The organism is Dactylosporangium sp. CA-092794 (assembly GCF_050948465.1).
Lineage (GTDB): Bacteria > Actinomycetota > Actinomycetes > Mycobacteriales > Micromonosporaceae > Dactylosporangium.
Window position 1 is genome coordinate 3,035,210 of sequence record NZ_CP192044.1, and the last position, 23,786, is coordinate 3,058,995.

The window sequence follows — 23,786 nt, forward strand, 5'->3', positions numbered from 1 at the left end:
ATCCCTAATCCCTGGCCCAGTACGTACTTTCACGCTGTTTCGTCGCGAGCGCGCCGCCCCATCCTGGGCCCCGGCCAATCGGCACTCGACCCAGGGAGCAATGAGATGCACAGACGAACGAGATGGGTACTGCCGCTGGCGGTGCTGCCCGTGGTGGCGGCCCTGCCGCTGCTCACGGCCGCACCGGCGGCGGCCACGGGGTTGGTGACGCGGGTCATCAACATCGCCTCGATGGGTGACTCGGTCGCCGCCGGCGTCGGCGTGGCCGGAGACCGGCTGGACACGGCGTGTGACCGGCACTGGAATTCCGGCGTCAATCTCGCGGTCAACGCGATCAAGGTGGGCAACCCGCAGTTCGAGGTCAACCACGTGAACGTGACGTGCACCGGCGCGAAGATCGACGGCACGCCCGCCGATTACAGCGGGGGTATCCTGTCGCCTCAGGTCGATTCGTCCGGCGCCGTCACCCACCCGGCCCAGCTCGACCAGGTCAACACCCGGTTCCCGGCCGGTTCCGTCATCGATGCGCTGACGATCGGGGCCGGCGGCGAGGACGCCGGACTCAGCCGGCTGATCAATGACTGCGGCGACGGCTGGGACGCCGACTCCGGCCGGGTCGAGCTCGGCTGCCAGCGGACCAAGGCCCAGCAGTTCGAGGACGACCTCGCCCAGATGCGGGCCAACTTCCGAAAGCTGATCAACGCCGTACAGGGGAACGGATCGGCGGGAGCCACCGGCAAGCAACTGCGGGCCAAGGCGCGCGCCGTGTTCCTCACCGCCTATCCGGATCCGGCGCGCAAGAACGGCTCGACGTCCTGCCACGACGACCCGTGGTGGGACGACATCATGGGCGACATCATGAACTGGGAGTCGTCCTGGCTGTCGGAGACCGTCATTCCCCGGATCAACCAAGTCATCGACGAGGCGGCGGCCGAGGCCAACGCCCGGCCGGGCGAACATCCGTTCTGGCAGGTCGTCCACGCTTCCCCGGACTGGGCTCAGCACGGGTGGTGCGCCGGCGACCAGCGCTGGGCCAACACCTATGGTGACGTGCACCGGTTCGACGCGACCGGGCTGCCGAATCTGGCCGGCCAGATCTCGCTGGGCACCGCGATCGGCGACGCGCTGGCGTACCTGTCGAACCCGGTGCCGACCTGGGGCGTACGGCTGGTGAACGCGGCCAACCTGCAGGGGCTCGACGTCGGCTGGCGCCCGGCGTCCGCCGGGGTGCCGGTCATCCAGGCGGCGGCCGGCTACGAGACGTTCTGGTTCGAGCGGTCCTTCGACCCGTTGTCGACCCAGGTCAAGTCACGCAGCTCCGGCGCCTGCCTGGGCCGCGACGCCGCGGACGCCGGCCGGGTCGCGCTGCGTCCGTGCTATGAGGCGGGCACCGACTGGCACGTGGTGCCGGCGCCGTTCGGGGGGTGGTCGATCGAGAACAGCCTGACCGGCCAGTGCCTGGAGCTGCCGGGCGGCGGCGAGGGCACGCCGCTGCGGCAGAACCCGTGCCGCTGGGACCCCAGCCAGAAGTGGTGGCTCGACTGGAACACGTCGCTGGAGCTGTCGAAGACGGGCTGGACCGCGTGGGCCGACTCGAGCGAGACCAGCAGCCAGTACGCCGCGCCGGCCAGCCACGCCATCGACGGCAACCCGGACACGTTCTGGCACACGCAGTGGACCACCGCGACGGCGCCGATGCCGCACTGGATCACCGTCGATCTCGGCGCGACCACCACGATCGACGGCATCGTCTACCAGCCGCGGCGGGACGGTTCCGTGGTCGGGACCATCCGGGACTACGAGGTCTGGACGTACTCCGGAACTGCCTGGGAACGGCGGGCCACGGGCACGTTCCAGGCCGGCTCCGGCGGGTCCGAGCGGATCGGGTTCGGCCCGACGCCCACCCAGTACGTGAAGCTGGTGGCCCTGAGCGAGGCCAGCGTCGGCGGCCCGTGGGCCAACGTCGCCGAGCTCGGGGTGACCGTCCCGGACACGTCGGCCGAGCTCCCGAGGTCCGGGTGGCGGACGACGGTGGACAGCGAGGAGACCACCGCGTGCGCCTGCGACGGGGCCAAGGCGGTGGACGGCGATCCGCGGACGACGTGGTTCAGCCGGTGGACGGGGACGACCGCGCCGCTGCCGCACTCCATCAGCGTGAACCTCGGCGGCAACTACGTCGTGGACGGCATCGTCTACCAGCCGAACCTCGCGGTCCCGAGGCCGGTGGGGGCGAACGCCGGCAGCGTCGGACGCTTCGAGGTGTACGTCTCCACGGACGGCACGACCTGGGGCGACCCGGTGGCGGCCGGAACCCTGGCCGACGTGACCTCGGCGCAGCGCATCCGGTTCGCAGAGCGACCGGCCCGGCACCTCAAGGTCGTCGCCCTCTCGGAGGCCGGCAACCGGGGCCCGTGGACGGCGGTCGCCGAGCTGGGCATCACGGGTAGGCCCGCCTCCTAGCCAGGCTGATCCACCCGGTAGCCAGTGGTTCGAGCCCGTCCGCATCGGAGATGCCGGACGGGCTCGAACTCGATGGATATGACTTCCTCGTTTCACGGCGGCGATCCTGCCGCTCCTGTGGACGCCGGTGACCGCCGTGCCGGAGCCGGTCGCCGGCATCCAGCGGTGACGGGTGGCTCGTCGATGAGCAGACAGGCATCAGCAGCCGTTGGTTGGACGTCTCAGATCAGCGGTTGCTGATAGCGGTGGGACAGTGGTAGTAGGTCTGGCTCACCGAACTTCTCCACCAGCGCCGCGAACCGGACCGCCTTGTCCTCACCGAACCGCTGCACCCCGGCAGCGTAGGACGCCGTGGTCACGAACGTAGGCGGCGTCGTCTTGCTGTGGAACTTGTCTGCGTACATCACCAACTGCTCCTCCACGGTGTCGGCCGTGTAGTCGCACGCCGGCAGCGGCAGGCCCTGCCGCAGCACGTCCTCACGGGTGAGCCCGACACCCGTGTGGTGGGAGCAGAACCTGCCGATGAACTCGGGAAATCCAAGGTCACGCAGTAGCGCATGTCCCAACACCCCGTGACGGATGTAGTGCTCGTGATCGAGTTGCCCCGCGTCGTCGTACAGGCGATAGACACCGATGTCGTGCAGGAGGCTTCCCGCGCGCACCAGAGCGACGTCCACGGCCGGGCGGTGCCGGTCGAGCAGTTGCTCCGCGACGGCGCAGATGATCTGGCAGTGGGTGTAGACGAGCTCGAAGGCTTCCTCGGTCGGCGCGTGCCGTTCGTGCAGCGCCCGGATCTGCTCGTCGGTCGGGATCGCCAGCGTGTGATCGATCGTCATGTGCCCGCCGCTGCGCCGGGCCGCCACCAGTAGCCGGCGGCACCGTTCGTACCGAGGTTTCGGTAGCGACCGCCCTGATCCGATGCCGTCTTCAGCCGCGCCACGTCGAGCCACCGCACCCGGTGCCGCGGCTGCAGAAAAGAGCCAGGGGTTTGGGGATCAATCCGCCAGATCTGGCCGGTCCCTGTTACGCGGGGTTGGTCCCGATCCCCGAGAGGCCGATAGAACGAGGTCACCAGCACCAGGGTACGACACCGGCCCTCAGCAGGGGGACGGCGAGCGCGTATGCGGTCAGGTTGACCGCCACCGCCACACCGGCCTCGGCGTCGGCGACGGCCTCGTCGAACTGACACGCCCCTTCGGTCCGGTCGCACGGACGCGGCGAGATCCAGCGGCCGGCTCAACCCCGTCGATCCACAGCGGCGCGCCCCCCAGCGGCCCGCCCGCCGCGCGCGGCGCTGGTGACCCCTGCGGCCGGTGCGGCGTGCGGCCGGTGCGGCGTTTTGCTTCCGTGATCATGCACCGGAGGCGTCCACTGGCCGGGATCCTCATGATCGCGGAGTGATAGTGCCGCTCCTGGTACATCATCGCTCCACGATCATGGAGATCCCGCCATTCGGGACGCTCCTCGGCATGATCGCGGAAAGAAGGCGCCGCCGGGGGCCGTTCACAACGACCGGAGACCTCGCTCATTGTCGATCTCGACACACCCGAACCTCGGAGCGGTCCGCCACCACCGGCCGACTTCGACACAGGCCGTAACGCGTACTACGAGGAGGCGGGAACCCCACCGGGCTACTGGCTCGGGAGCGGGTTCACGCCTTCGGTGACGGTGAGCTTGCGCCTGGTGCGACGGCGGGGGAGGGCCAGCTCGCGCTACTGCTCGGTCAGGGGCGCGACGCCACCAACCAAAGCATCGACGTGGACACCCCTCGACGCCACCGCCGAAGCCCAAGGCGTCAGCCTCCAACCAGGCGACATATTGATGATCCGTCACGGGTGTCTTCAGGGCTAGCCCTGATGACCCGGCCCGGCCACCCGGGGCACCCTGAGCCGTGACGCGATCCGTCGTGGTCGCAGACTGGGGGTGCACGTGCTGTCGCAGCTGTTCGCCGGCGACCCGCTCCTGCAGGCCATCGCCGAGGACCGGGACCGGATCTCCCGCACCCGTCATGCCGACGATCCCGCCGTCGCCAAGGTCCAGGCCGCGCTGCTGCTGTGGGATCCGGGCGCGCTGCCGGTCTACGGCGCCGACGGCCGCTACGGCGGGGAGTGCGCCGCGGCCGTGCACCGGTTCAAACGCGACGAGCTCGGCGTGGCCGAGGGCGACATCGTCGACGACATCGGGCCCGGCACCGTCGAGCGGCTCGACCAGATCGCCCGCGCCGCCGAGGAGGTGGCCGCGCTCGGCTTCGTGTTCGTCGCCGCGCCGCAGGCCACCGACGCCGACTTGGACGCCGTGCTGACCCTGGTCACCGACACGGGTGGCGACGTGCTGCTGGGGCTCGGCGACCGGGCGGCCGCGGTCGTCGGCGGGCCCGCCACCGGCGCCGCGCTCGGCGCGCTCGTCGGCACCACCCTCGCCGGGATCGTCACGCCGGACGCGCCCGAGCCGCCGCCCGGGACCGACCCCGGCACCGCGGCGCTCATCGCCGTCTGGGCGGCACAGGCCGACCCGGCGTTCATCCTCGCCCAGGCCGACCCGGCCAGGTTCGGGGTGTCCTTCGTCGCCCTCGGGGACTGCTTCAGCGAGGAGGAGCTGGGATGAGCGTGCCGGACAAGCTGCGCCCGATGCTCGGGCACGTGGTGATCCTGCTGGTCATCGTCGAGGGCCCGCCGGGTACCTCGGCGGAGTTCCCCCGGGCCGAGCAGACGGTCGCGCTGCGCGAGGCCTACGCCGCCCTCGCCCTGCTGCGCCGCCTCGCCGTCGAGTGGGGCGCCGCGCAGCCGGTGCCGGTCCGCGACGTCGTGCGGTTCACCGTCGGCCAGCGGACGGTCCGCCCCCGGGACCTCGACCTGACGGCGATGCTGCGGACATCGTCGACGACCGCCCGGGACGTGCCTCTGCTGCACGGCGCCCTCACCGAGCTGGGCGAGCCGGACGACGCGCTCATCCTGCGGATCAACGCCCTGCGGCGCCGCCTGGTCGCCGGGCAGTTCCTCGGCCGGGCGACGGCGGACGCGGTGCCGGTCTTCATCACGAAGTACCCCTCCTTCCACATGTCGCACGCCGAGTTCCGCTCCGTCGTGGTCAGCCGGTCCGAGGTGACCCCGAGCGTCGTCAACGACGTGACGCTCAAGGACAACATCGACGGCGTCATCGCGCACGAGATCGGCCACGTGTTCGGCGCGCCCGACGAGTACGGCTTCGACCTGGCCGGGCGGCCGCACTGCCGCATCGGCGACACCGCCGGCTTCTTCGCCACGCCCAACGCCAACTGCGCGATCCTGCCGGACGGCTCCGGCAACCCGGCCCACGTCGAGTGCCTCATGTCGTTCAACGAGCACCGGTTGTGCGACGCGACGCCGGTGCACTGGGGCTGGGTCGACCGCGACCGCGACGGCGTCGCCGACCCGGCCGCCCGGGCGGTCATCCGGCTACGCGACCGGACCGCGACCCCGGGCCGGCCGTTCCTGATCGAGGGCCGCAACGTCTACGACGCCCGCCTCGCGACCATCGGCGGGGTCCTCGCCGCGCCGTCCGCCGAGCCCGCCACGCCGGACGCCGTCGAGGTCCTCGTGCCGGCCGGCACCCCCGCCGGCATCGCGACCGTCTCCGTGGTCACCCGCGCCGGACCGTCGACGGGGACGTTCGAGGACTCCTGGGTGCTGGTCTCCGCCGCGGCGCCGCCCAACCCGGGCAACGGGCCGGCGGTCTTCGGCGTCGTCCCGGCGAGCGGCCCGCCGGGCACGGTGGTCCAGGTGCTCGGCACCCGGCTGACGCCCGTCACCGGCGTCACGTTCGGCGGCGTCCCGGTCGACATGGCGACGGTCGACCCCCTCGGTGACGGGCTCGGCGAGTCCGTGCGCATCACCGTGCCGCCGGGGCCGTCCGGGACGGTGCCCGTGGTGCTGAGCACGGCGCTGGGCAGTTCGCCGCCGTTCCCGGGCTTCGCGCAGTTCACCTACCGGTGAGGAGGGAACCGTGGAGGAGTACCTGTTGCTGCGCCCCGACGACCAGCTCGTCCTCGGCGTGGCGTGGTCCGGGCTGACCGGCGCCCCGCGGCTGGAGGCCGGCCCCGGCGCCGTCATCGAGCTGACCCTGCCGCCGCAGCACACCGGCGAGCAGGTGTCCACAGTGGACTCCGCCGGGGTACTGCGGGCCGTCCTGGCCGGGCCCAGCCGGGTGACCTTCGCGATCCCGGCCGGGACCCGCGTCGAGCCGACCGCGGCCGGGATCCTCGCGCTGCTCGACGGGCTCGGCGTGCAGCCGTCCGCCGTCGAGCTGCCGTGGCGGTTCGCGGTCAGCCCCACCGGCCCGGACGGGCGGCCCGCCCTCGCCGCGCACGCCGCCGCCCCCGTCACCGCCGAGGGCGTGTCCGGGCTGTGGCGGATGCGCCTGCACGCCGACGGCGGGCTGCGGCTCGTCCCGGTCGACCGGCACCTCGCCGAGCTCGACGACCCCTTCGCCGTACCGCTGCACCGCGACCTGCGCACCCGCCTGTTCCGCGAGGCCGCCGCCGCGCCGCCGCCCGCCGAGCGCCTCGAGCTCGGCCCGCTCGGCGGCAGCCTGCGCGCCGCCGGGACCTGGCCCGCCTTCCACTGGGCCCACGAGGCGGTGCTCGGGCGCGACATGCGGGTCGAGACCGTCACCGGCGGCATGCTCTTCCCGACCGGGCACCGGGCCGTCGTCACCGAGCTCGTCCAGCGGGTCGTCGATCCCGGCGGGGCGGCCGTCCTGCGGCGGCTGCGGGTCGTGGCGGTCCAGGACCGGGTCCGGTCCGCGCCGGCCGAGCCGCGGCTGCGCCGGGCGTTCCCGTTCGACGCCGTCGAGCTGGCCGAGGCGGCCCGGGAGGTGCCCGGCGAGATCCGCTGGCAGCGCCACGCGTTCGGCGGCGCGGAGCTCGACGCCTTCTTCCGGATCGAGGACCAGGGCGGGGACGCGCTGCCGTTCACCGTCGTCTGCACGGCGGGGGCCGATGAGGTACACCTCCGGCTGCCCTTGCTCTTCGTGGCGGATCTGCGTCCCGCCGTGGACTCGCTGTCCGACCCGGCGCTCGCCGCGCGGCTCGCCGAGGTCTACGGGGCCGTGCGGGTGCCGCTGCCCGGCACCGGCCTGGATCTCGCCCGGTCGGATCCGCCGCGCGACGGCGACCGGCACGAGGTCCACGAGCTCGCGGTCGGCGGCAGCCCGGGCGGCGACGGGTACCGGCCCGTGCTGCGGTCGATGTCGGTCGCGCTGCCGGCGCTGCGGGTGCTGCTCGGCGACGACCGCCGCCTGGCCGTCAAGTACGGCGACGGCTTCCTCGACGACACCGACGACGTGCTCCTCGAGCTGCTCGGCGCCGCGTCGCTCGTCGTCGGCTTCGGCGGCGCCGCGGAGCGCAGCGGCGGCCTGGCCGTGCCGCAGTACGCGGCGAACGCGCTGTCCCGCGGCTTCGGCCCGGTCCGGCTCGGCGCGCTGCCCGACGCCGCCGGCACCGTGCCGTCCCGGCTCGTCCTCGGGCCCGCCGCCACCCTGTTCGGCGTGCCGCTGCTCGACCTCATCGCCGAACGGATGCCCCAGCCCCGCACCGTCGCCGTGCCGCGCCCGGGCGCCGCGCCCGCCGTCACCATGAGCTGGCCGGACGTGCGGCTGGCGGACCGGGCGCCGTTCGAGTTCGGGGCCGGCAGCCGCCTCGCCGTCACCGCCGAGCAGACCGGTGACGGCGTGCGCACCACCTGCGTCCTGGAGCACTTCGCGCTGCGGCTGCCGCTGGGCCGGCCGCTGCTGCGCCTGTCGTTCGCGGCGGTCCGCTTCACCCAGGAGGGCTCCGGCCCGCCCCGGCTGGAGATCGAGGGCCTGGCCGCGGAGTTCCTCAACGAGCTGCAGCTGCTCGAAGAGCTCGGCAAGGCCGTCGACCTCGCCGGCGCGGGCCTCACCCTGACCGCCGGCAAGGCCGAGATCACCGCCGCCTACCGGTTGCCGCTGCCGCCGGTCCGGACGGGCGCGTTCGTGCTCAGCGGTGCGGTGCTGCGGGCCGGGCTGACCGTACCCTTCGACGCCCGCCCGGTCACCGTCTCGCTCGGCTTCGCCAGCCGGGAGGCGCCGTTCGCCGTCGCCGTGCTGATGTTCGGCGGCGGCGGCTACGTCGATGTCGAGCTCGACCACCGCGGCCTGCGCCGCATGGAGGCCGCGCTGGAGTTCGGCGCCCTGGTGGAGCTCGACTTCGTCGTCGCCCGCGCGACCGTGCACGCCCTCGGCGGCGTGCGGTACGTCCTCGCCGCCGACGGCTCCGTCGAACTCGCCGGCTACCTGCGCATCGGCGGCTGCGTCGACGTCCTCGGCCTCGTCTCGGTCTCGATCGAGCTGTGCGTCGCCCTGGCCTACCGCAGCCGCGACAAGGCCCTCGTCGGCCGGGCCACCCTGGTCGTCGAGATCGACCTGACGCTGTGGTCGCAGAGCGTCGAGCTGGACAGCGGCGCGTGGGTCCTCACCGGCGGCTCCGCGCCGCCGGCCCAGCTGCACGGGGCGGGCGGCCGGTCGCCCGCCGACGAGGGCCTGCGGCGCTGGCAGGCATACCGGGCCGCGTTCGCCGGGGAGGCATCACCATGACCATCACGCCCACCGGGGCCCTCATCCCGTCGGCGCACGGGCCGATCGCGTGGAGCCCGGACGGCCGCAAGCTGCTCGTCTCCGGCTCGGTCGCGGCTCCGATCGCGCTCGCGCTGCCGAGCGGAACGGCCGCGACGGTCCTCATCGACGCGGAGTCGTGCTCCGTCGACTGGCGGCGCGAGGACCCGACGTCGACCTCGGCCCTCGCCGTGGCCTACGCCCCCGACGGGGCCACCGCGGCGGTCTTCGCCCAGCAGGGGGTCGTCGGCTGCCGCCTGGACATGCTGACCATGCCACTGGGCGGGGCGCTGGCCTCGGTGGCGACGGACTGGTGGTACGACGCGGTCGTCTACGCCCCGAACGGCCGGCTCGTCGCGCTCAGCGGCCAGTACGGCGCCGCCGTGCACGAGGTCGCGACCGCCGCCGAGCGGCTCCGGCACCGGCCGCCCGGCACCGGCAGCGCGGCCGCCGCGTTCTCCCCGGACTCCCGGCACATCGCCATCGCCACCGACGCCACCTGCACCCTCTTCGACACCGCCGACGGCCGCCAGCTGTGGGCCGCGACGGGCACCGGCCTCATCACGCGGCTGGCGTTCAGACCGGACGGCGACGCCGTCGTCCTGGTGCACGAGCCGCCCGGGACCGCGCCGCGGCTGCGAACCCTCGCCGCCGCCACGGGCGCGACCATCGCCGACGTCACCGGCGAAGGCCCGGTGGCCAGCGGGTACAACTACCGCCCCGATCCCCGGTCCCGGCGGCTGAGCCCGGACACCGGACGGCTCGCGACGGCCGGCCGGTCCCTCGCACCCCCGCTCATGGCCCCGGATGCGCTCTCGGCCGCCGTCCTCTGGACCGTGGCGGACGGCCGGTCGCGCGTCACGGCACTGCCGCCGATCACCGACATCTACGCGCCGGGCGCCTACCCGGTCGTGCACTTCGCTCCGGACGGCCGCCTGCTCGCCGTCGGCTACGGCCGCACCGGCCCCGGCGTCCTCGTCCTCGACACCGGCGACGGCGGCGTGGTCCTCGAGAACGACACCCGCTACGCCTGGGACGTCGCCTTCAGCCCCGACGGGGGCCGGCTCGCCGCCAACTTCGGCGCCGACCTGCGCCTGTACACCGTCACCCAGGCCGCCCCGCCGCCCGACCCGGCCGCGCCCATCGCCGTGCGCGACCTCGGCGGCCCGGTCCGCGCGGTCGCGGTGACCGCCGGCGGCCTCGGCCTCGCCGGCGCCTGCGCAGGCGACAAGGTCACCCTCCTGCACGCCGAGTCCGGGCAGCCCCTGACCGTCCGGGCGCTGCGCGGGGTCCTCGCCGCGATCCGGTTCACCGGCGACGGCCGCCGCTTCGTCGTCGCCGGATCCGACGGGACCGTCTCCCCGTTCGACGTCGTCACCGGCGCGCCCGGCCGCACCGCCACCTACCGCGGCGCCGTCGCCGCCCTCGCCACCGTCCCTGGGGAGCGCGAGGACCTCGCCGTCGCCGTCGGTCTGCCCGACCGCCTCGCCGCCCTCCTCGACGGGGTCACCGGCGATCCACTGTGGACCAGCCAGCACCCGGGTCCGGTCACGCACCTCGCCCCCGACCCCGGCGGGCGCTGGATCGCCACCGGCTGCACCGACGGCGTGACCCGCATCCTGGCCCGCGACACCGGCGTGCCCCGGCCGTCGGCGGTACCGGCCGGCGGCGGCGCGGTCACCGCCCTCGCCGCCGACCACACCGGCGCGACCGTCGCCACCGGCAACGAGGACGGCGGCGTCACCCTCATCGACCCGGCGACCGGCGGCCGGCTGGCCGGGTTCACCCACCCGTTCCCCGTCACCGCCCTCGCCTTCGCCGCCTCGGGCGGACCCCTCGCGTCCGGCGACGACGACGGCACCGTCCGGCTCAGCGATCTCCGCGACCTCACCACCGGGTCGCCCGTCCGCATCGCCGAGCGCCGGTTCGCGGCCCCGGTCCTGCAGATCGCCGCCGACCCGGGCGGCGGCCGGTTCGCCGTCGTCACCGACGACGGCCTGGTCTCCATCGTGGACGGCCGGACCCTCGCCACCGTCGTCGCCCACCCCCACCCGGGCGCCGTGCTCGCGATCGCCTACCGGCCCGACGGCGCGCTGCTCGTCACCGGCGGCGACGACGGCGCCGTCCGGGTCTTCCGGAGGCCGTCATGAGCCGCCTGCTGTTTGTCGCCGCCCCCAACGGCCACACCGCCGCCGGCCAGGCCCGCCTCCGGGTTCTCGTCGTGCCGCAGCTCGACGGCGGGCCCCTCGCCGAGTACGGCCTCGACGACTGGCCGGCGCTGCTGGCGACCGTGAGCTTCCGGGTCCGGGTCAAGACGGCCGCCGGCATCCGCACCGCCTGGTCCGGCCCGCAGCACGCGCCCGCCGCCCGCAGCGACGTCTGGCGGGCGTTCTTCGCCGGCCCGGCCGGCATCGCCGCGCCCTGGTCCGCGGGCGAGCCCCGCCGGGCCGAGGTGCGCCGCCAGTACGGCACCGCCGCGGCCGTCACCGGCACCTACCGGGCCTCGGCCGGCGAGCTGGGCGCGAACCCGTCCGCGCCGGGCCGGGTCGGCGAGCGGATCGCCGCCTGGGGCCGGCCCGCCGCCGCCACCGCGGTCCCGGCGCCGGACCCGGGTGACGCCCAGCCGCCGTGGCCGGACTTCCACCAGGCCGTCGCCCTGCTGCGCGACCACCCGGCCGTCCTGCGCGACCTCGGCCTCGTCTTCGAGCTCGCCGTCGACCACACCGCGCTGGAAGACGGCGGTGGTGGGGCGGAGCGCTGGCTCGCCGTACAGTCCCGCGGTCCGCTGCCCGTCCCCGTCACCTCCCCGTGGAGCGCCTACGACCTGACCCCGGACGCGTTCTGGCCCGCGCCCGGCGCCCCCGCCGCCACCGCGGCCCGGCACGGCCTGCTCGACCTGTCCGCCGCCCGGATCGTCGCCCCCGCCGGCCCCGACCCGGCCGCCGCGGCGGGAGCACCGCCCGTGTGGGCCATCGCCACCTTCGACGTCGACGCCGCCGAGCAGGGGCTGCGCGACGCGGCGCGGAGCCTCGCCGAGAACCCCGACCGGCGGGCCGCGCTGCCGGGCCTGCGCTCCGCCGGACTCCAGCTGATCCGGCCGGGCCGCCAGGCCGACTACGACCGGCGGGCCGACTCGGCGCAGCGGCGGGCCGGCGCCCCCGACGAGCAGCACCTCACGGCCGAGGAGCTGACCCTGGGCTACCGGGTCGACATCCGCGCCGGCACCGAGTCGCGGTGGCGGTCGCTGTGCCGCCGCCGCGTCGCCTACACCCTCGGCCGGCCGGGGGAGCCGGATCTCACGCTCGGCGGGGCCGCCCGGGTCGTCGACGAAGGACACGTCAAACCCTTCGCGGCGGTACGGCAGTCCGGTGCCCTGACCGCGGACGAGATCGTGCTGCGCTGGAACGGCTGGAGCCTCGTCCTGCCCCGCCCCGACCTCACCGGCGCCGCCCCGCCCGGCCGGCCCGCCGACGCCCGGGCGGCGCTGCCCTACGACCTGCGCTGGGAGTACGCGGTCCCCGGCGACGACCCCGCCGTCGACGACCGGCTGCCGCGGCTGCGCTTCGGCACCGACTACCGGCTGCGGGTGCGGATCGCCGACGTGACCGGCGGCGGCCGGGAGCTCGACGACGTCGCCGGCGACGAGGGTGCCAGCCACGCCCTCGTCTACGCCCGCCACGACCCCGTCCGGCCCCCGACGCTGACCGGGCCCCCGCCGCCCTACGGCCCCGGCGGCGCCCTCGACCGCCTCGTCCTGCGCAGCGACGAGGGCCTCACCGCCGAGGACTTCGTCGCGGCCGAGCCCCGCTACGCCGCCGACCTCACCCGCACCCTGCACCGCCCGGCGGTCAGCTATGAGATCGCCGAGCAGCACGGCGTCTTCGACGCGATGCACGACGCGGCGTCGTGGGATCTGGCCCGGCGCGCCCTCGACCCGGCGGGCCTGCCCGACCCGGCCGCCAACGGCGTCCACGCCCACCTGCCCGTCGCGGACGGCGGCCTCGACGAGGAGACCGGCGACTTCAGCGTCTGGCGCGACTGGCCGGACCCGGCGCCCAAGACCGTCGTGCTGCAGGAGCAGACGAACCCGGCCGGGCCGCGGATCTCCATGCGGTGGGAGCCCGACCGTCTCGTCGTGCGGCTCGCCAAGGGCGAGCGGGCCGAGCTGGAGCTGTCGTCGCGGATCGACCCCGACCTGCAGGAGGACCTCGTCTGGTACCAGTGGCTCGCCGAGGACCACGTGCCGTTCGCCGACAGCCTCAACGGCCGCAACCCGGTGATGACCCCGCCCCGGGTCGTCGAGCTGGTCCACGCGGTCCGCAAGCCCCTCGCCGACCCGGTCTGGTCGCTGCCCGCCGCGAAGGTCGGCCGGGCCGAGCACGCGACCACGGCGCAGCTGCAGCCCACCTTCACCGCCCTCGACACCGACAGCACCGGGCGGATCGAGGTGACCGCCGGCTGGACGGAGCCCGGCGACGGCGCGCCCGTCCCCGTCGCCGGCCGTGTCGTCCACGCGCAGGCCCTCGACCGGGGCGCGCCGCCGGAGCCGCTGATCCGGCACGAGTTCGGCGACACCCGGCACCGGCTCGTGCGGTACACGCTGCGGGCGGTCAGCCGCTACCGGCACGAGTTCCACGCCGACGAACCCGATGCCGCGTTCGAGCGCGTCCGCGAGCAGGCCGAGCCGGTGAACATCCGCTCCAGCGCGCGCCCGCCCGCCGCGCAGATCCTCACGGCGGGACCGTCGCTGCACTGGCGCACCGAGACCCGGCCCGGCGCGATCGAACGGGTGCGGACCGGGCGCGTGCGGGTCGAGGTGGGGCGGCCGTGGTACCGCACCGGCGAGGGCGAGCGACTGGCCGTCATCGCCGCCGTCGTGCCACCGCCGCCCGGCGCGCCCGGACCCCTGGAGAGCGAGCTGAGCCGCGACCCGGTCCTGGCCACCGCCGCGCCGGTCCGATTCCCGCCCGCGGCGGCGTTCGCGGCCGCCGCGGCCGGCCCCGCGATCGTGCTCCCCGCCGCCGAGCTCGGCCGGGCGGTCGCTGTCGTGCCCTATGCGGTACACCCGGCCGCCGGGTGCTGGTTCGCCGACGTGTCCGTCGACGACGGCACCTACCGGCCGTTCGCACGGCTCGCCGTGGCCCGGTACCAGCCCGACAGTCTCGACGGGCTGTTCCTGTCGCCGACCGAGACCACCGACCTGGTACCGCTGCTGCCGCCGCGCCGGGTCACCGTCGAGCGGGCCGCCGGCGGCGTGCGGGTCACCGTCACCGGCCCTGGACCGAGCCAACCCAACCCCGTCGCGATCACCGTCGAGACGGGCGGCGCGGCGGCCGCCGACCTCATCGCCCTCGGCGGCGACGGCCGCCCCGATGCCTGGCGCCCGGCCGGCCCGCCGGTCACCGTCCCCGTGGGCGCGACCGCCACCGTCGCCCTGCCGGCCGGCCCGGACCGCGTCCGGCTGCGCATCCGCGAGACCGAACCCCTCGCCGCCGCCGACGGGGCCGCCGGCCCGCCCGAGCTGACCGGCCTCACCGCCCTGCTCGACGTGATCGAGATCCCGGCGGACTGGCGGCCCTGACCCCCCGACGACACGTAGGAGCAGTCATGTCCGACCACAGCCATCTCCACGGCGGCCTCGGCGCCCACCTCCCGCCCGGCACCGGCGACCCGCTGTCGGCGTTCGTCGAGCCCGCGTTCGCCGCCGCCCGCGACGCCATCGCCGCGAAGGCCGCCGCGCTGCCGTTCGACACCGGCGCCCGGGTCGGCAACCTCGAGTCCGGGCCCGGCGTCTTCGCCGACGAGCGCGTCTTCCACCAGCGCTACGAGCACTGCACGATCTACTTCGGGCCGCGCACCGGGGCGCACGAGATCCACGGCGGCATCCGCGACAAGTACGACAGCGCCCGCGGTCCGGAACTGCTCGGCATCCCGGTCACCGACGAGTCACCGTGCGCCGACGGCACCGGCCGGTACAACCACTTCGACAAGGACGGGTCGATCTTCTGGCACCCGGACACCGGCCCGTTCTGGATCAACGGCGCGCTGCGCGACGAGTGGCGCCGCCGCAACTGGGAGCAGGGCCCGCACGGCTACCCGCTGCGGGACCAGTTCGGCCCGGTGCCGGGGCAGAGCGTCGTGCTCTTCCAGGCCGGCGCGCTCTGCTTCGACGGGTCCCGGGTCACGGATGCGCCGTCCGCGACGCTGGGCCGGGAGCCGCTGCTGACCTACGTGTGGCGCACCTTCGAGCGGCTCATGCGGGAGAGCCCCGACAACGTCGGCCTGTACCCGGACCGCTCCATCGACGCGGTCAGCCACTCCTACGGCGACTTCGTCCGCGCCCGCAACCGGGTCGTCACGTTCACCATCAACGGCTTCCACGACGCCGGTCTCCTGCTGCCCGACCAGCACTGGTCCGCGCACCTGCAACTGCTGATCCAGGAGATCGACGCCGCCCAGGCCGGCGGGCACGACATCGGCGTCTCCGAGGTGCACATCGAGGTCCAGGCCGACGGCGTCGGCGCGCCGATCCTGGCCCGCACCCTCTCCGCGGCCATCGCGCGGGCCCTGCCGCTGCGGGTCGCCGCGCCCGCCGGCGGGGCGCAGGCCACGTTCCCGCCCGAGTCCGGCCTCATCGGCGTCGTCGTCGGCCCGGACGCCTCCGTGACGCTACTGTTCTGCGACACGGCGACGGGCCGGATCGCCGCCGAGATCGCCCGCCGCCGTATCGAAGCGCTCCTCGACTGAGCATGCCGTGCCGGTGCGCGTCTTCGTCGTCGATGACCGCCCGGAGTCATACGAGTACCTCCAGGTCGCCGCCGGCAATCCGGTCGGCGGTCTCGGTAATGGGGACGCTGCATCAGTTTCAGCTGGTTAGGCGGTCGCGGGCGACGAAGTTGGCGAGTTCTACCCGGCTGCGGATGCCGAGCTTGTTGAAGATCTTGCGCAGGTGGCTGTCGACGGTGTGCCGGGACAGGAAGAGTTCGGTGGCGACCTGCCGGTTGGTCCGCCCGTCGGCGACCTTCAGTGCCACGCTCCGCTCGGCGGGGGTGAGCTGGCGCAGCGGTGAGCCGGGGCGGAACAGTTGCTCCTCGGCGGGGGCGTTGGGGCCGCCGAGGGCGAACTCGAGGCGGTGGCGGGCGCGTTCGGCGCGGCATTCGGTGACGATGTGGATCGCTTCAGTGGCCCAGGCGCGGCTCTGGCCAAGGTCGGCGGTGTCGAGGGCGGCGTCCTCGAGGGCGGCGGCCAGTGCGAGGCGGCGGGGGGTGCGGCGGAACCGTTCGACGGCGCGGCGCAGCTGCGAGGGGTCGCCGGTGAGGATGCCGTCGGCGTGGTCGGCGGCGGCGGCGAGCGACAGGATCCGGGGGTTGCGCTCGGCGAGGGCGCGGGCGGCGGCGACGACGGTGCGGGCCCGGGCGGCGTCGCCCGCGCGGACGGCGATGTGCACCAGGGCGGCTGCGGCGGCTGGGTCCTGGCTGATCAGCAACGCACGTCGGGGTAGTTGGTCGTAGATCACGCGAAGGGTCCGCATCGCCGCCTCGGGGCCGAAGACCGCATCGTGGAGTACCCCCTCGGACCAGACAACGTCCTCGGGCGCGGCGGTGATGCCGGCCGCGGTGCGTCGTCGCAGGTGCGCGAGATGGGCCTCGGCCTGTGGCAGGTCGCCCTGCATGACGGCGAGGCGGGTGAGTTGCCCCAGCAGGGGGACGGCGAGCGCGTATGCGGTCAGGTTGACCGCCACCGCCACACCGGCCTCGGCGTCGGCGACGGCCTCGTCGAGCTGACCGCGGGCGATGAGCAGGCCGGCGTTGTAGTAGTGCCACAACGGCGTGGACCAGGCGGTGCCGAGCCGTTCGGATTCGGCGCGGCCGCGCCGGAGGGTCTCCTCGGCCTCGTCGAACCGATCCAGCGCCGCCTGCGCCTCGGCCAGCCAGATTCGTGGGTGGCGGTGTGCGGCCGAGCCGCGGACCCTCTTGGCGATGTCAGTCGCGCGATCGGCGTGGCCGTAGGCGTCGTCGAGGCGGCCCTGGGCCTGCGCGACGAGGCTGCGGGCGCACAGGCCGAAGACGGCCGCGTCGTACTCCCCGGTGGCCAGGCCGGACTTGGCGGCTTGGGCGCCGTCGTCGTCCGCGCCGGCCAGGTCGTCGTGGTAGAAGCGGGCGTGTGCGCGGATGGCGTGTAGCTTGGCCTGGACCGACGTGGGGACGTCTGGGTTGTCCAGCCCTCGATCGGCGTATTCGACGGCCGTGCGGTTCTGCCCGGCGTGCTTGAACGCCTCGGCCAAGCCGAGCAGGAGTATGGCCTCGGTGCGTGGGTCGAGCCCGGCCCGCAGTGCGGTCTCGCCCAACTCGACCGCTTGCTCCAGGCGGCCGGCGGAGGCGAGCAGGCCGACCGCGTCGGCGGTGAGCTCGACCCGGTGCGGGTCGGCCTCGGTGAGTGTTTCCAGGGCGTGGACGATCAGGTCGGCGGCGGTGCTCGGTGCGACGGGGGCGACCGCGAGGGCCGACTCGCGCAGCAGGGTCACCGCCTCGCGGCTGCCGAGGCGGCCGGTTTTGAGCAGGTGGCCGGCGACCTCGATGGGGGAACGGCCCTCGGCGCGGGTGACGACGGCGGCCTGCCGGTGCAGCATCGTGGCGACGGGGTCGCCGAGCGTGTCGTGGATGGCGAGGCGGACCAGGTCGTGGACGAATTCGAGCCCGTCGCCTTCCTCGATGAGGATCCGGGCGGCCTTGGCCTCCTTGATCGCCTTGAGCAGGGTCGTGGGGCGCACCTCGAGCAGCTGCGCCACGCCTTCGATGCTGAACGGGCGGGCGAAGATCGATGCGGCCTGCAACATTTCCTGGGTCTCGCTGGACAGGCCGTGGAGCATCTGGTCGATGATGGTGATGAAGCTGGAGGGCAGTTCCTCGCCCACGACGGTGGCGATGCCGTCGGCGACGACGAGTTGGCCGGTGAGGTACAGGGTGCGGACGAGCTGTTCGACCTGCAGGGGGTTGCCATCGCAGCCATCGGCCAGGGCGAGCACGGTGTTGTCGACGTCGGCGCCGACGACGTTGATGCACAGCTGGCGGACGGCGTCGTCGTCGAGCCTGCCCAGGGTGAGCTGGTCGTGGCCGTCGCGCATCAGCCGCTCCAGCAACTGCTGGCCGGGCGTGCCGGCCGGGGCCGGACGATGGGCGAAGATCCAGCGCACCGGGGAAGAGGCCAGGGCCGGCACCAGCTCGGCGACGGCGAGGGCGGACAGTTCGTCCATCCACTGGGCGTCGTCGATGGCGATGACCAAAGGCTGCTGGGCGGCGTAGTCCTCCAGGGCGGTGCCGAGGCGCTCCAGCGACCGGTACTGCGCGTCGTCTTCCTGGCGCAGCCAGCCCACCGAGGGCTCGGGCGGGGTCAGCTGCTGCAGGGTCGAGGCCAGGGTGATCAGCGGGGCGGCCCGGTCGAGCTCGAACGCGGCCCGCATCGCGACCGAGACGCCCCGCCGCTGCGCCTCCGCGGTCGCCGCGCGCACCAGATGGGACTTGCCGATCCCGGCCGCTCCGGTCACGATCGTGCAGCCGCCGATGCCCTTCGCGGCGGCGGACACCGCTGAGTGCAGCACCGCGAGTTCGCGGTCCCGGCCGAGGGTGGCGAGTTCGTCCATCGCCATTGTGCGCACTCCCGGCCGCGGCGGCCCCGCAGGCTGGGTGGGCGCGTGCTCCAGACGTTGCCCTGCCGCGAGGCCTGTGTCGTCGTCGGAGGCCATGAGGCGTGCGGCCACGCCCCGATACTGCGAGCCGAGCCGGTGCAGGATCATTGCCGTCACCTTTGCCAATGCAGGGACGGTGGTGTACTCGGACACGTCCGCCCGCGTCGGATCCGCGAGTAAGGCGGCTACGTCAAACGTGCGCCCGAGCTGCTTGCCTTGGTGGTCCGAGACCAGCTGCAGCACCTCGACGGTCTCAAACCGTGAGGCGAGGTCCAGCAATGTTTCCCGCACACCAGGGGCGAACTCGTACGTCGTGGTGTCCGGGTCCGGTCGGCTGGACGCCGCGGGGTGCTCCTCAAGGAGGCCACCGAGGAATACCTCAGCCAGGTGCGATACGTCCGAGTCCGGCAACATCGTCGTCCGGATCATCTGCATGACCGGCAGGGTGAGCGGTGCGGCCGCGGCCAGGTAGCGGGCCAGGCGCTGGGCGATCGGTGTCGCCGTCGACCGGAACTGGCGAACGACCGTCGGTCCGTCCGGCCCGGGGGTTGCCGGCGTCTGCGGGTCCGGCGGCTCGAGGATCAGGAACCCGTCCTGGCTGGACCCGCTGACGGCGGGACTGGCCAGGCGCTCGAACGACTCCGCGTTGAGCTCCAGCACCTGAACCGGGTTGCGGTCCGAATCCGGCACCTGTCCGGCCGGAACGTACGACGTGCGGATGCCGCTGCCCGGCCACATGCGATGCGGCAAGACGGTGAGGACCACCACTGCCGACTCGGCGGCCCACTCGTGCAGCAGCCGATGGGCACGCCCGTCCCACCAGGCCGTTCCGATGCCGTCCGTCACGACGAGTACCAGGTACGGCCCGGTCGCCGGCGTCACCGCTGTGCGCCCCACCGCGGCGGTGGCCTCAAGCGAACCTTTGTGATCGGCGTCAAGCGAGCACGTGGTTAGCTCCCAGAACGTGCTGGCGCCCCGGATTTGGGCCAGCAGGTCATCCACGCGGGGGCGGAAGAGTGCCATCGAACGGCTGTTGTCGACGACCACGGTCAGCGATGGCCACCGCTGGGAAAAGCTCATCAACGCGCTGGACCCTGCCGGCTTCTCCGAGCCGGTGGTACCCGAGAAGAACATTCGCCGTTCCATCGGCGTCAACCCGCCCTAACCCGTGGTGCGCTCCAGGTCGGTGGGACGGGCGGCAATCTGGTGGGATCGTCCCAGACCAATACCAGGTCTCGCAGATCCCTCGATTGGTCTTCTGCCCATGCCACTTGTCGCATTCCGCGTACTCGCTCCGGAATCTGGTTGACCTCCCAAGCAGTGATCGTCTCGGTGAGCTGTCGTTGCGCTGCCTCAAGGTCCCGGCTACCGCGTACCCAGAGCGCGACGGGGGTTCCCGGGCGGAGCAGGGAAGCGATCGTGTCGGCCGAGCAGCTGGCCTCCGGGCAGGTCACCGCCATGAGCGCCCACGTCTGGTCAAGATCGATATCTCCGATCTTCTCGGCCGCCGACTCGGGCACCCACAACGTCACGGTCTCCGCCCCGGCGTTGCGCGCATGCTTCAATACCTGCCACCGGCGACGCCACGGCTCGACCGCGTCCCGGTCGTCCGGGCGCACCACGACCACGAAGCGCACGCCCGCCGGTACCCACCCGCCGCGCCCGTCCGGCACGAGCCAGGAATCGACGCCGAGGTCGAGTTCCTGGTCCGTCAGCAGGAACTCCACCATCGGCGAGCACTCGTCTGCCAGGGCGCCGTCACCATACTCAGCGACAAGCTCCGCGAACCACGTTCGCGCCTGCTCCAGCGAGACCGGGCCGTCCGGCTCATGGTGTATTGCCGAGCCGTCGACGCCGACGAACATCCAGCTCTGGATCCGGTACGGCAGGTCGGCGCCCCTCACGGGAGACAACTTGACCAGAACGTGCGTTCGCCGCCCCAGAACGGCGTTGCCGGCAGCGACTTTGTCGCGCAGCCGTCGCAGGTCGGCATGCCGCTCGGGCGGAACGATCGCGAGATGCTCATCCACCCAGCTGTGCAAGTTTGCCCGGCCCGTCCGCGTAGCAACGCCGGCAACCAGCTCGACGAACGCGAACAGCGGATACGGCGAGACGTGCGTCTCCAACTCGGCCACCACCGCTAGCATCGTCTGAGCGCATCGCAGCGGTTCACCGAACTCGGTCGCGTGTTCGTAGAGTTCCGGCAGGCTCACTCCAGCCAGCGAAACCTGACGCAACGCTTGCAACAGCCGCGTCCGCTGCTCTTCGGCCAGGATGGCCGGGGTAGGTGCCAGCTTCGCCGTGACTTCAGCGAAGGCCATTGCGTGCGGATCATCGGGGAATGTCTCGCCGACCGCCGCGGCCAAGGCGGCGACTCCGCCCCGTCTCGGCGCGCACGCCTCCACGATCGCGATGAGATCTAACCGCGATCCATCGACCCGGCGGACCGGCAGGCGTTCACCCAAACGCAACGTCACAGCGTCCAGAACAGCGTCGCGGGCCGATCGCTCGTGCAGACTCGCGATCCGGTGCAGGGCCTGCGTCAGTCGGAGCACGATCCGGTCGGCGGGCTCTTCCCCGTTGTGCACCATTGCCGCCGCTGGACCGGATGCGCGATCACGCCGGCTTTCTTGTTTTTGGCTCCAAGCGCGATCACGCATAGCCAGCCACGACGCCGGCTCGCGAGGCTGATGGCCGGGTTGCTGCGCCGCCCGTTTCTCGAGCGCGGCGACGAGGAAGGCGAATGCGTCCCGGTCGGCGGGCACCGATTTGCCATGCAGCCAATCGGACAGGGTAGCCACGGATAGCCGGAGCCGGTGCGTCTCGCCCTGTTTGACCAGGGACGCAAGCGTCGGCCGGCCCGCATGCGCATACAGGCCGCCCAGGGCTTTTGCGAGCAACGCCGCAGAACCGGCAAGATCAGTCACAGCGCTGGCCCCAGCGAGGACCCGTTCCGGTCCGTACATCGAGCCGAATCCGGATCGGAATGTTGATCACATGGGGCGGCCAGCACACCCTCACACCGTAGCCGACTGACGCATCGCCGGAGATGGACCGGAGTGGCACAACGAAGGGACCAACCTGCAATTCAGGAGTCCCCGTGCCAAGCTTCCCCGCATTGACCCATGTCACCTCGATCATCTCCGGCGTAGCCCTGCTGCTCTACACCACGATCATCGCTATCGCCGCGCTGGTCGCACTGCTCGCCCGCACCGCGCCACGGCGGCGGGCCGCCCGCCGCGTGCTTACGATCCTGCTCCGCGGCAACCACGGAAGTGAATAGGAAACCCCGCCTTCCCGCAACGCCCGCTCGCGGCCGCGCCGAAACGGCGCGGCCGGGGCTGTACCGAGGTGTACGTGGTTGCGGCCGGCGCCGACGCACGCTTGCCGAGTCGGCTCGTCGCGGCAGCCGCGAGAGGGGCTGTCCCCGAGTTACTGCTGCGGTTCGTCGGGCGTGCACATCTCGTCCGGGTCGGTCTCCTCACATCCCCCGGCACCGCCGCCGCCACCGGGGTTACCGGCACCGGGATCCGGCTCGCCGGGATCATCCGGGTAACCGGGGTCATCCGGGACGCCGGGGTCGGGTGGAAGACCCGGATCGGACGGGCCCGCAGTGGGGTAGTCGACAACGCCGCCGCCGGACCCACCGCCGCCGCCCCCCGTGCCCGGGCCGGCCGGCGCCGAGCACACGTCGCCGGTGCCTTGACCGGACGCACACAGGTCGTTGCGGGCCTGCGTCCGCCACGCCGCGAGGTCGGCGTCACTGATGGGGACGTCGGTGTAGGCCGCTGGGTTTGTGATGATGTGGTTGGTGTTGTATCCGCGGGGAAACAGGTCGGGGAATTCGGCGGCGGTGAAGGCGGCCAGCGCCTGACCGATCGCCACACCCGCGAACTGGTTGGGGTGGAAGCTCTCCTGAGCCGCGCGGAACCCGCCGATCTTCGGGATGTCCGAGAACCGTATCGTGAGCCCGTTGAAATAGCTCTGCGGCTGGCCGAGCTCATGGCCCGCGACGAGACTGGTTCCGCCCGGGCCGGCGGTGTTCGGGTCGAAGATCCTGATCCGGGGCGCGCCCGGGTGGTCGGCCTGGAATCGCGTCACACCGTCGCGGATCGCCGCGTTGAGGGACTGGGCGAAGAAGTACATCGCGTCGAGCGCGGTCCCGGCGACTGCCTTGATGTCCGGGTTTCCCGTTGGTTTGACGCCAATGGGGTAGAGCGAGACCACGAACTGCGCGTTGGGAGCACGCTCCCAGGTGACCGCGAGTGCGTTGGCGATGTTGTTCGTTACCCCGGGCAGGACGGCCAGCAGCTCATTGACGCGGGTCCGTACTTCGTCCGTCTGAACGGCCCGCCACCCGATGCCCTCCGGGTCGGTACTCAGGATTGCCGTGGTCAGCAGGGACGCATAGTGCGCGTCGTTGCCGCCGAAGCCGAAGTAGATAAGGTTGGTGCCCGGGTCGAGGGCGTCGAGCTGAGGTGCGGCGCGGACCGTGGCGCCGTCCATCTGCGGATGCGTGAGATCGTTGGTATCCGCTCCGGATGACGCCAGGAACTGCAGCGTGTCGAAGAGACTCCCGGTCCAGACAGGCCACGGGAAGACCGTGTCGTCCGAGGGCGTCGGGCGATGACCGTTCGCCAGGTATCGCCAGGCCAGAGCCTGGGCGCTGTAGTTGCTCTGGTGCCGGAAGTCCTCATCGCCCGAAGGCGTCTTCGGATAGGACCCGAGCCCGGAGCCTTCCCCGGACGAGAAGCTGTCGCCCAAAATGGCGACCTTGGTCAGGGTCGGCCGGGGAAGGTCGGTGGGGTTGAGCGTGGGGGTTCCCCTGGTGCACGAAAAGCCCGTGCAGGCCAGCGCCGGGCTGGGGCTGGGGATGATGAGCGTCGCGGCGACCGTGAGCGCGGCGACCACGCCGGCGGCTGCTCGCGCCCAGAACAGAGGGGCACGCCAGCGGCGGGGAACGGATCGGCCTGCCGGGGCGTCCACGGCGGCGGTTGGGTCGTAGCTGCGCACAGATGAGCCTCCCGCGATA

Annotated in this window: 13 protein-coding genes; 9 read left to right on the forward strand and 4 right to left on the reverse strand. The window is 73.3% G+C overall.

Translation table 11 applies throughout. The annotated features are described in order from the left end of the window. The first annotated feature begins 105 nt into the window (after nucleotides 1–105). Entirely contained in the window at nucleotides 106–2,460 is a 2,355-nt protein-coding gene (locus ACQPXD_RS13120) for a discoidin domain-containing protein (RefSeq protein WP_432838107.1), read from the forward strand. A gap of 221 nt (nucleotides 2,461–2,681) precedes the next feature. On the opposite strand, the gene ACQPXD_RS13125 is transcribed toward ACQPXD_RS13120, so the two are convergent. Further along, nucleotides 2,682–3,296 (reverse strand): HDIG domain-containing metalloprotein, encoded by a 615-nt coding sequence (locus ACQPXD_RS13125; protein WP_432838109.1) that lies wholly within the window; start codon nucleotides 3,294–3,296, stop codon nucleotides 2,682–2,684. A 1,093-nt stretch (nucleotides 3,297–4,389) separates the two neighbouring features. Between ACQPXD_RS13125 and ACQPXD_RS13130 the strand changes: the two genes are divergently transcribed. Genes ACQPXD_RS13130 through ACQPXD_RS13155 form a run of 6 tightly spaced genes read left to right on the forward strand, consistent with a single transcriptional unit; the run spans nucleotide 4,390 to nucleotide 15,816 of the window. Next, nucleotides 4,390–5,064 carry a hypothetical protein gene (locus ACQPXD_RS13130; RefSeq protein WP_432838111.1) on the forward strand — a complete coding sequence of 225 codons (675 nt, stop codon included), beginning with the start codon at nucleotides 4,390–4,392 and terminating at the stop codon, nucleotides 5,062–5,064. Beyond that, entirely contained in the window at nucleotides 5,061–6,431 is a 1,371-nt protein-coding gene (locus ACQPXD_RS13135) for a hypothetical protein (protein WP_432838113.1), read from the forward strand. The genes ACQPXD_RS13130 and ACQPXD_RS13135 overlap by 4 nt, the downstream gene beginning before the upstream one ends. Before the next feature lie 10 nt (nucleotides 6,432–6,441). Next, complete coding sequence (locus tag ACQPXD_RS13140) at nucleotides 6,442–9,051, forward strand: hypothetical protein (RefSeq protein WP_432838115.1); 2,610 nt, start codon at nucleotides 6,442–6,444, stop codon at nucleotides 9,049–9,051. After that, on the forward strand, nucleotides 9,048–11,219 hold the full coding sequence (locus ACQPXD_RS13145) for a WD40 repeat domain-containing protein (RefSeq protein WP_432838117.1): 2,172 nt from the start codon (nucleotides 9,048–9,050) through the stop codon (nucleotides 11,217–11,219). The genes ACQPXD_RS13140 and ACQPXD_RS13145 overlap by 4 nt, the downstream gene beginning before the upstream one ends. Further along, nucleotides 11,216–14,650, forward strand: coding sequence for a hypothetical protein (locus ACQPXD_RS13150; RefSeq protein ID WP_432838119.1), 3,435 nt, complete (start codon nucleotides 11,216–11,218; stop codon nucleotides 14,648–14,650). The genes ACQPXD_RS13145 and ACQPXD_RS13150 overlap by 4 nt, the downstream gene beginning before the upstream one ends. A gap of 26 nt (nucleotides 14,651–14,676) precedes the next feature. Beyond that, nucleotides 14,677–15,816: an LGFP repeat-containing protein gene (locus tag ACQPXD_RS13155; protein WP_432838121.1), complete on the forward strand. Its 1,140-nt coding sequence runs from the start codon at nucleotides 14,677–14,679 to the stop codon at nucleotides 15,814–15,816. 118 nt (nucleotides 15,817–15,934) lie between these two features. On the opposite strand, the gene ACQPXD_RS13160 is transcribed toward ACQPXD_RS13155, so the two are convergent. After that, nucleotides 15,935–19,636: a helix-turn-helix transcriptional regulator gene (locus ACQPXD_RS13160; RefSeq protein WP_432838123.1), complete on the reverse strand. Its 3,702-nt coding sequence runs from the start codon at nucleotides 19,634–19,636 to the stop codon at nucleotides 15,935–15,937. A gap of 151 nt (nucleotides 19,637–19,787) precedes the next feature. Here ACQPXD_RS13160 and ACQPXD_RS13165 point away from each other — a divergent pair, with 151 nt between their 5' ends. Further along, nucleotides 19,788–19,919: a hypothetical protein gene (locus ACQPXD_RS13165; protein WP_432838125.1), complete on the forward strand. Its 132-nt coding sequence runs from the start codon at nucleotides 19,788–19,790 to the stop codon at nucleotides 19,917–19,919. Here ACQPXD_RS13165 and ACQPXD_RS13170 read toward each other — a convergent pair. Continuing rightward, entirely contained in the window at nucleotides 19,906–21,681 is a 1,776-nt protein-coding gene (locus ACQPXD_RS13170; RefSeq protein ID WP_432838127.1) for an effector-associated domain 2-containing protein, read from the reverse strand. The genes ACQPXD_RS13165 and ACQPXD_RS13170 overlap by 14 nt on opposite strands. 173 nt (nucleotides 21,682–21,854) lie before the next feature. Between ACQPXD_RS13170 and ACQPXD_RS13175 the strand changes: the two genes are divergently transcribed. After that, nucleotides 21,855–22,037 carry a hypothetical protein gene (locus ACQPXD_RS13175; protein WP_432838128.1) on the forward strand — a complete coding sequence of 61 codons (183 nt, stop codon included), beginning with the start codon at nucleotides 21,855–21,857 and terminating at the stop codon, nucleotides 22,035–22,037. A 149-nt stretch (nucleotides 22,038–22,186) separates the two neighbouring features. Here the strand turns inward: ACQPXD_RS13175 and ACQPXD_RS13180 are convergent, their stop codons facing one another. Then, nucleotides 22,187–23,665 carry a hypothetical protein gene (locus ACQPXD_RS13180; RefSeq protein ID WP_432838130.1) on the reverse strand — a complete coding sequence of 493 codons (1,479 nt, stop codon included), beginning with the start codon at nucleotides 23,663–23,665 and terminating at the stop codon, nucleotides 22,187–22,189. Between the last annotated feature and the right edge of the window lie 121 nt (nucleotides 23,666–23,786).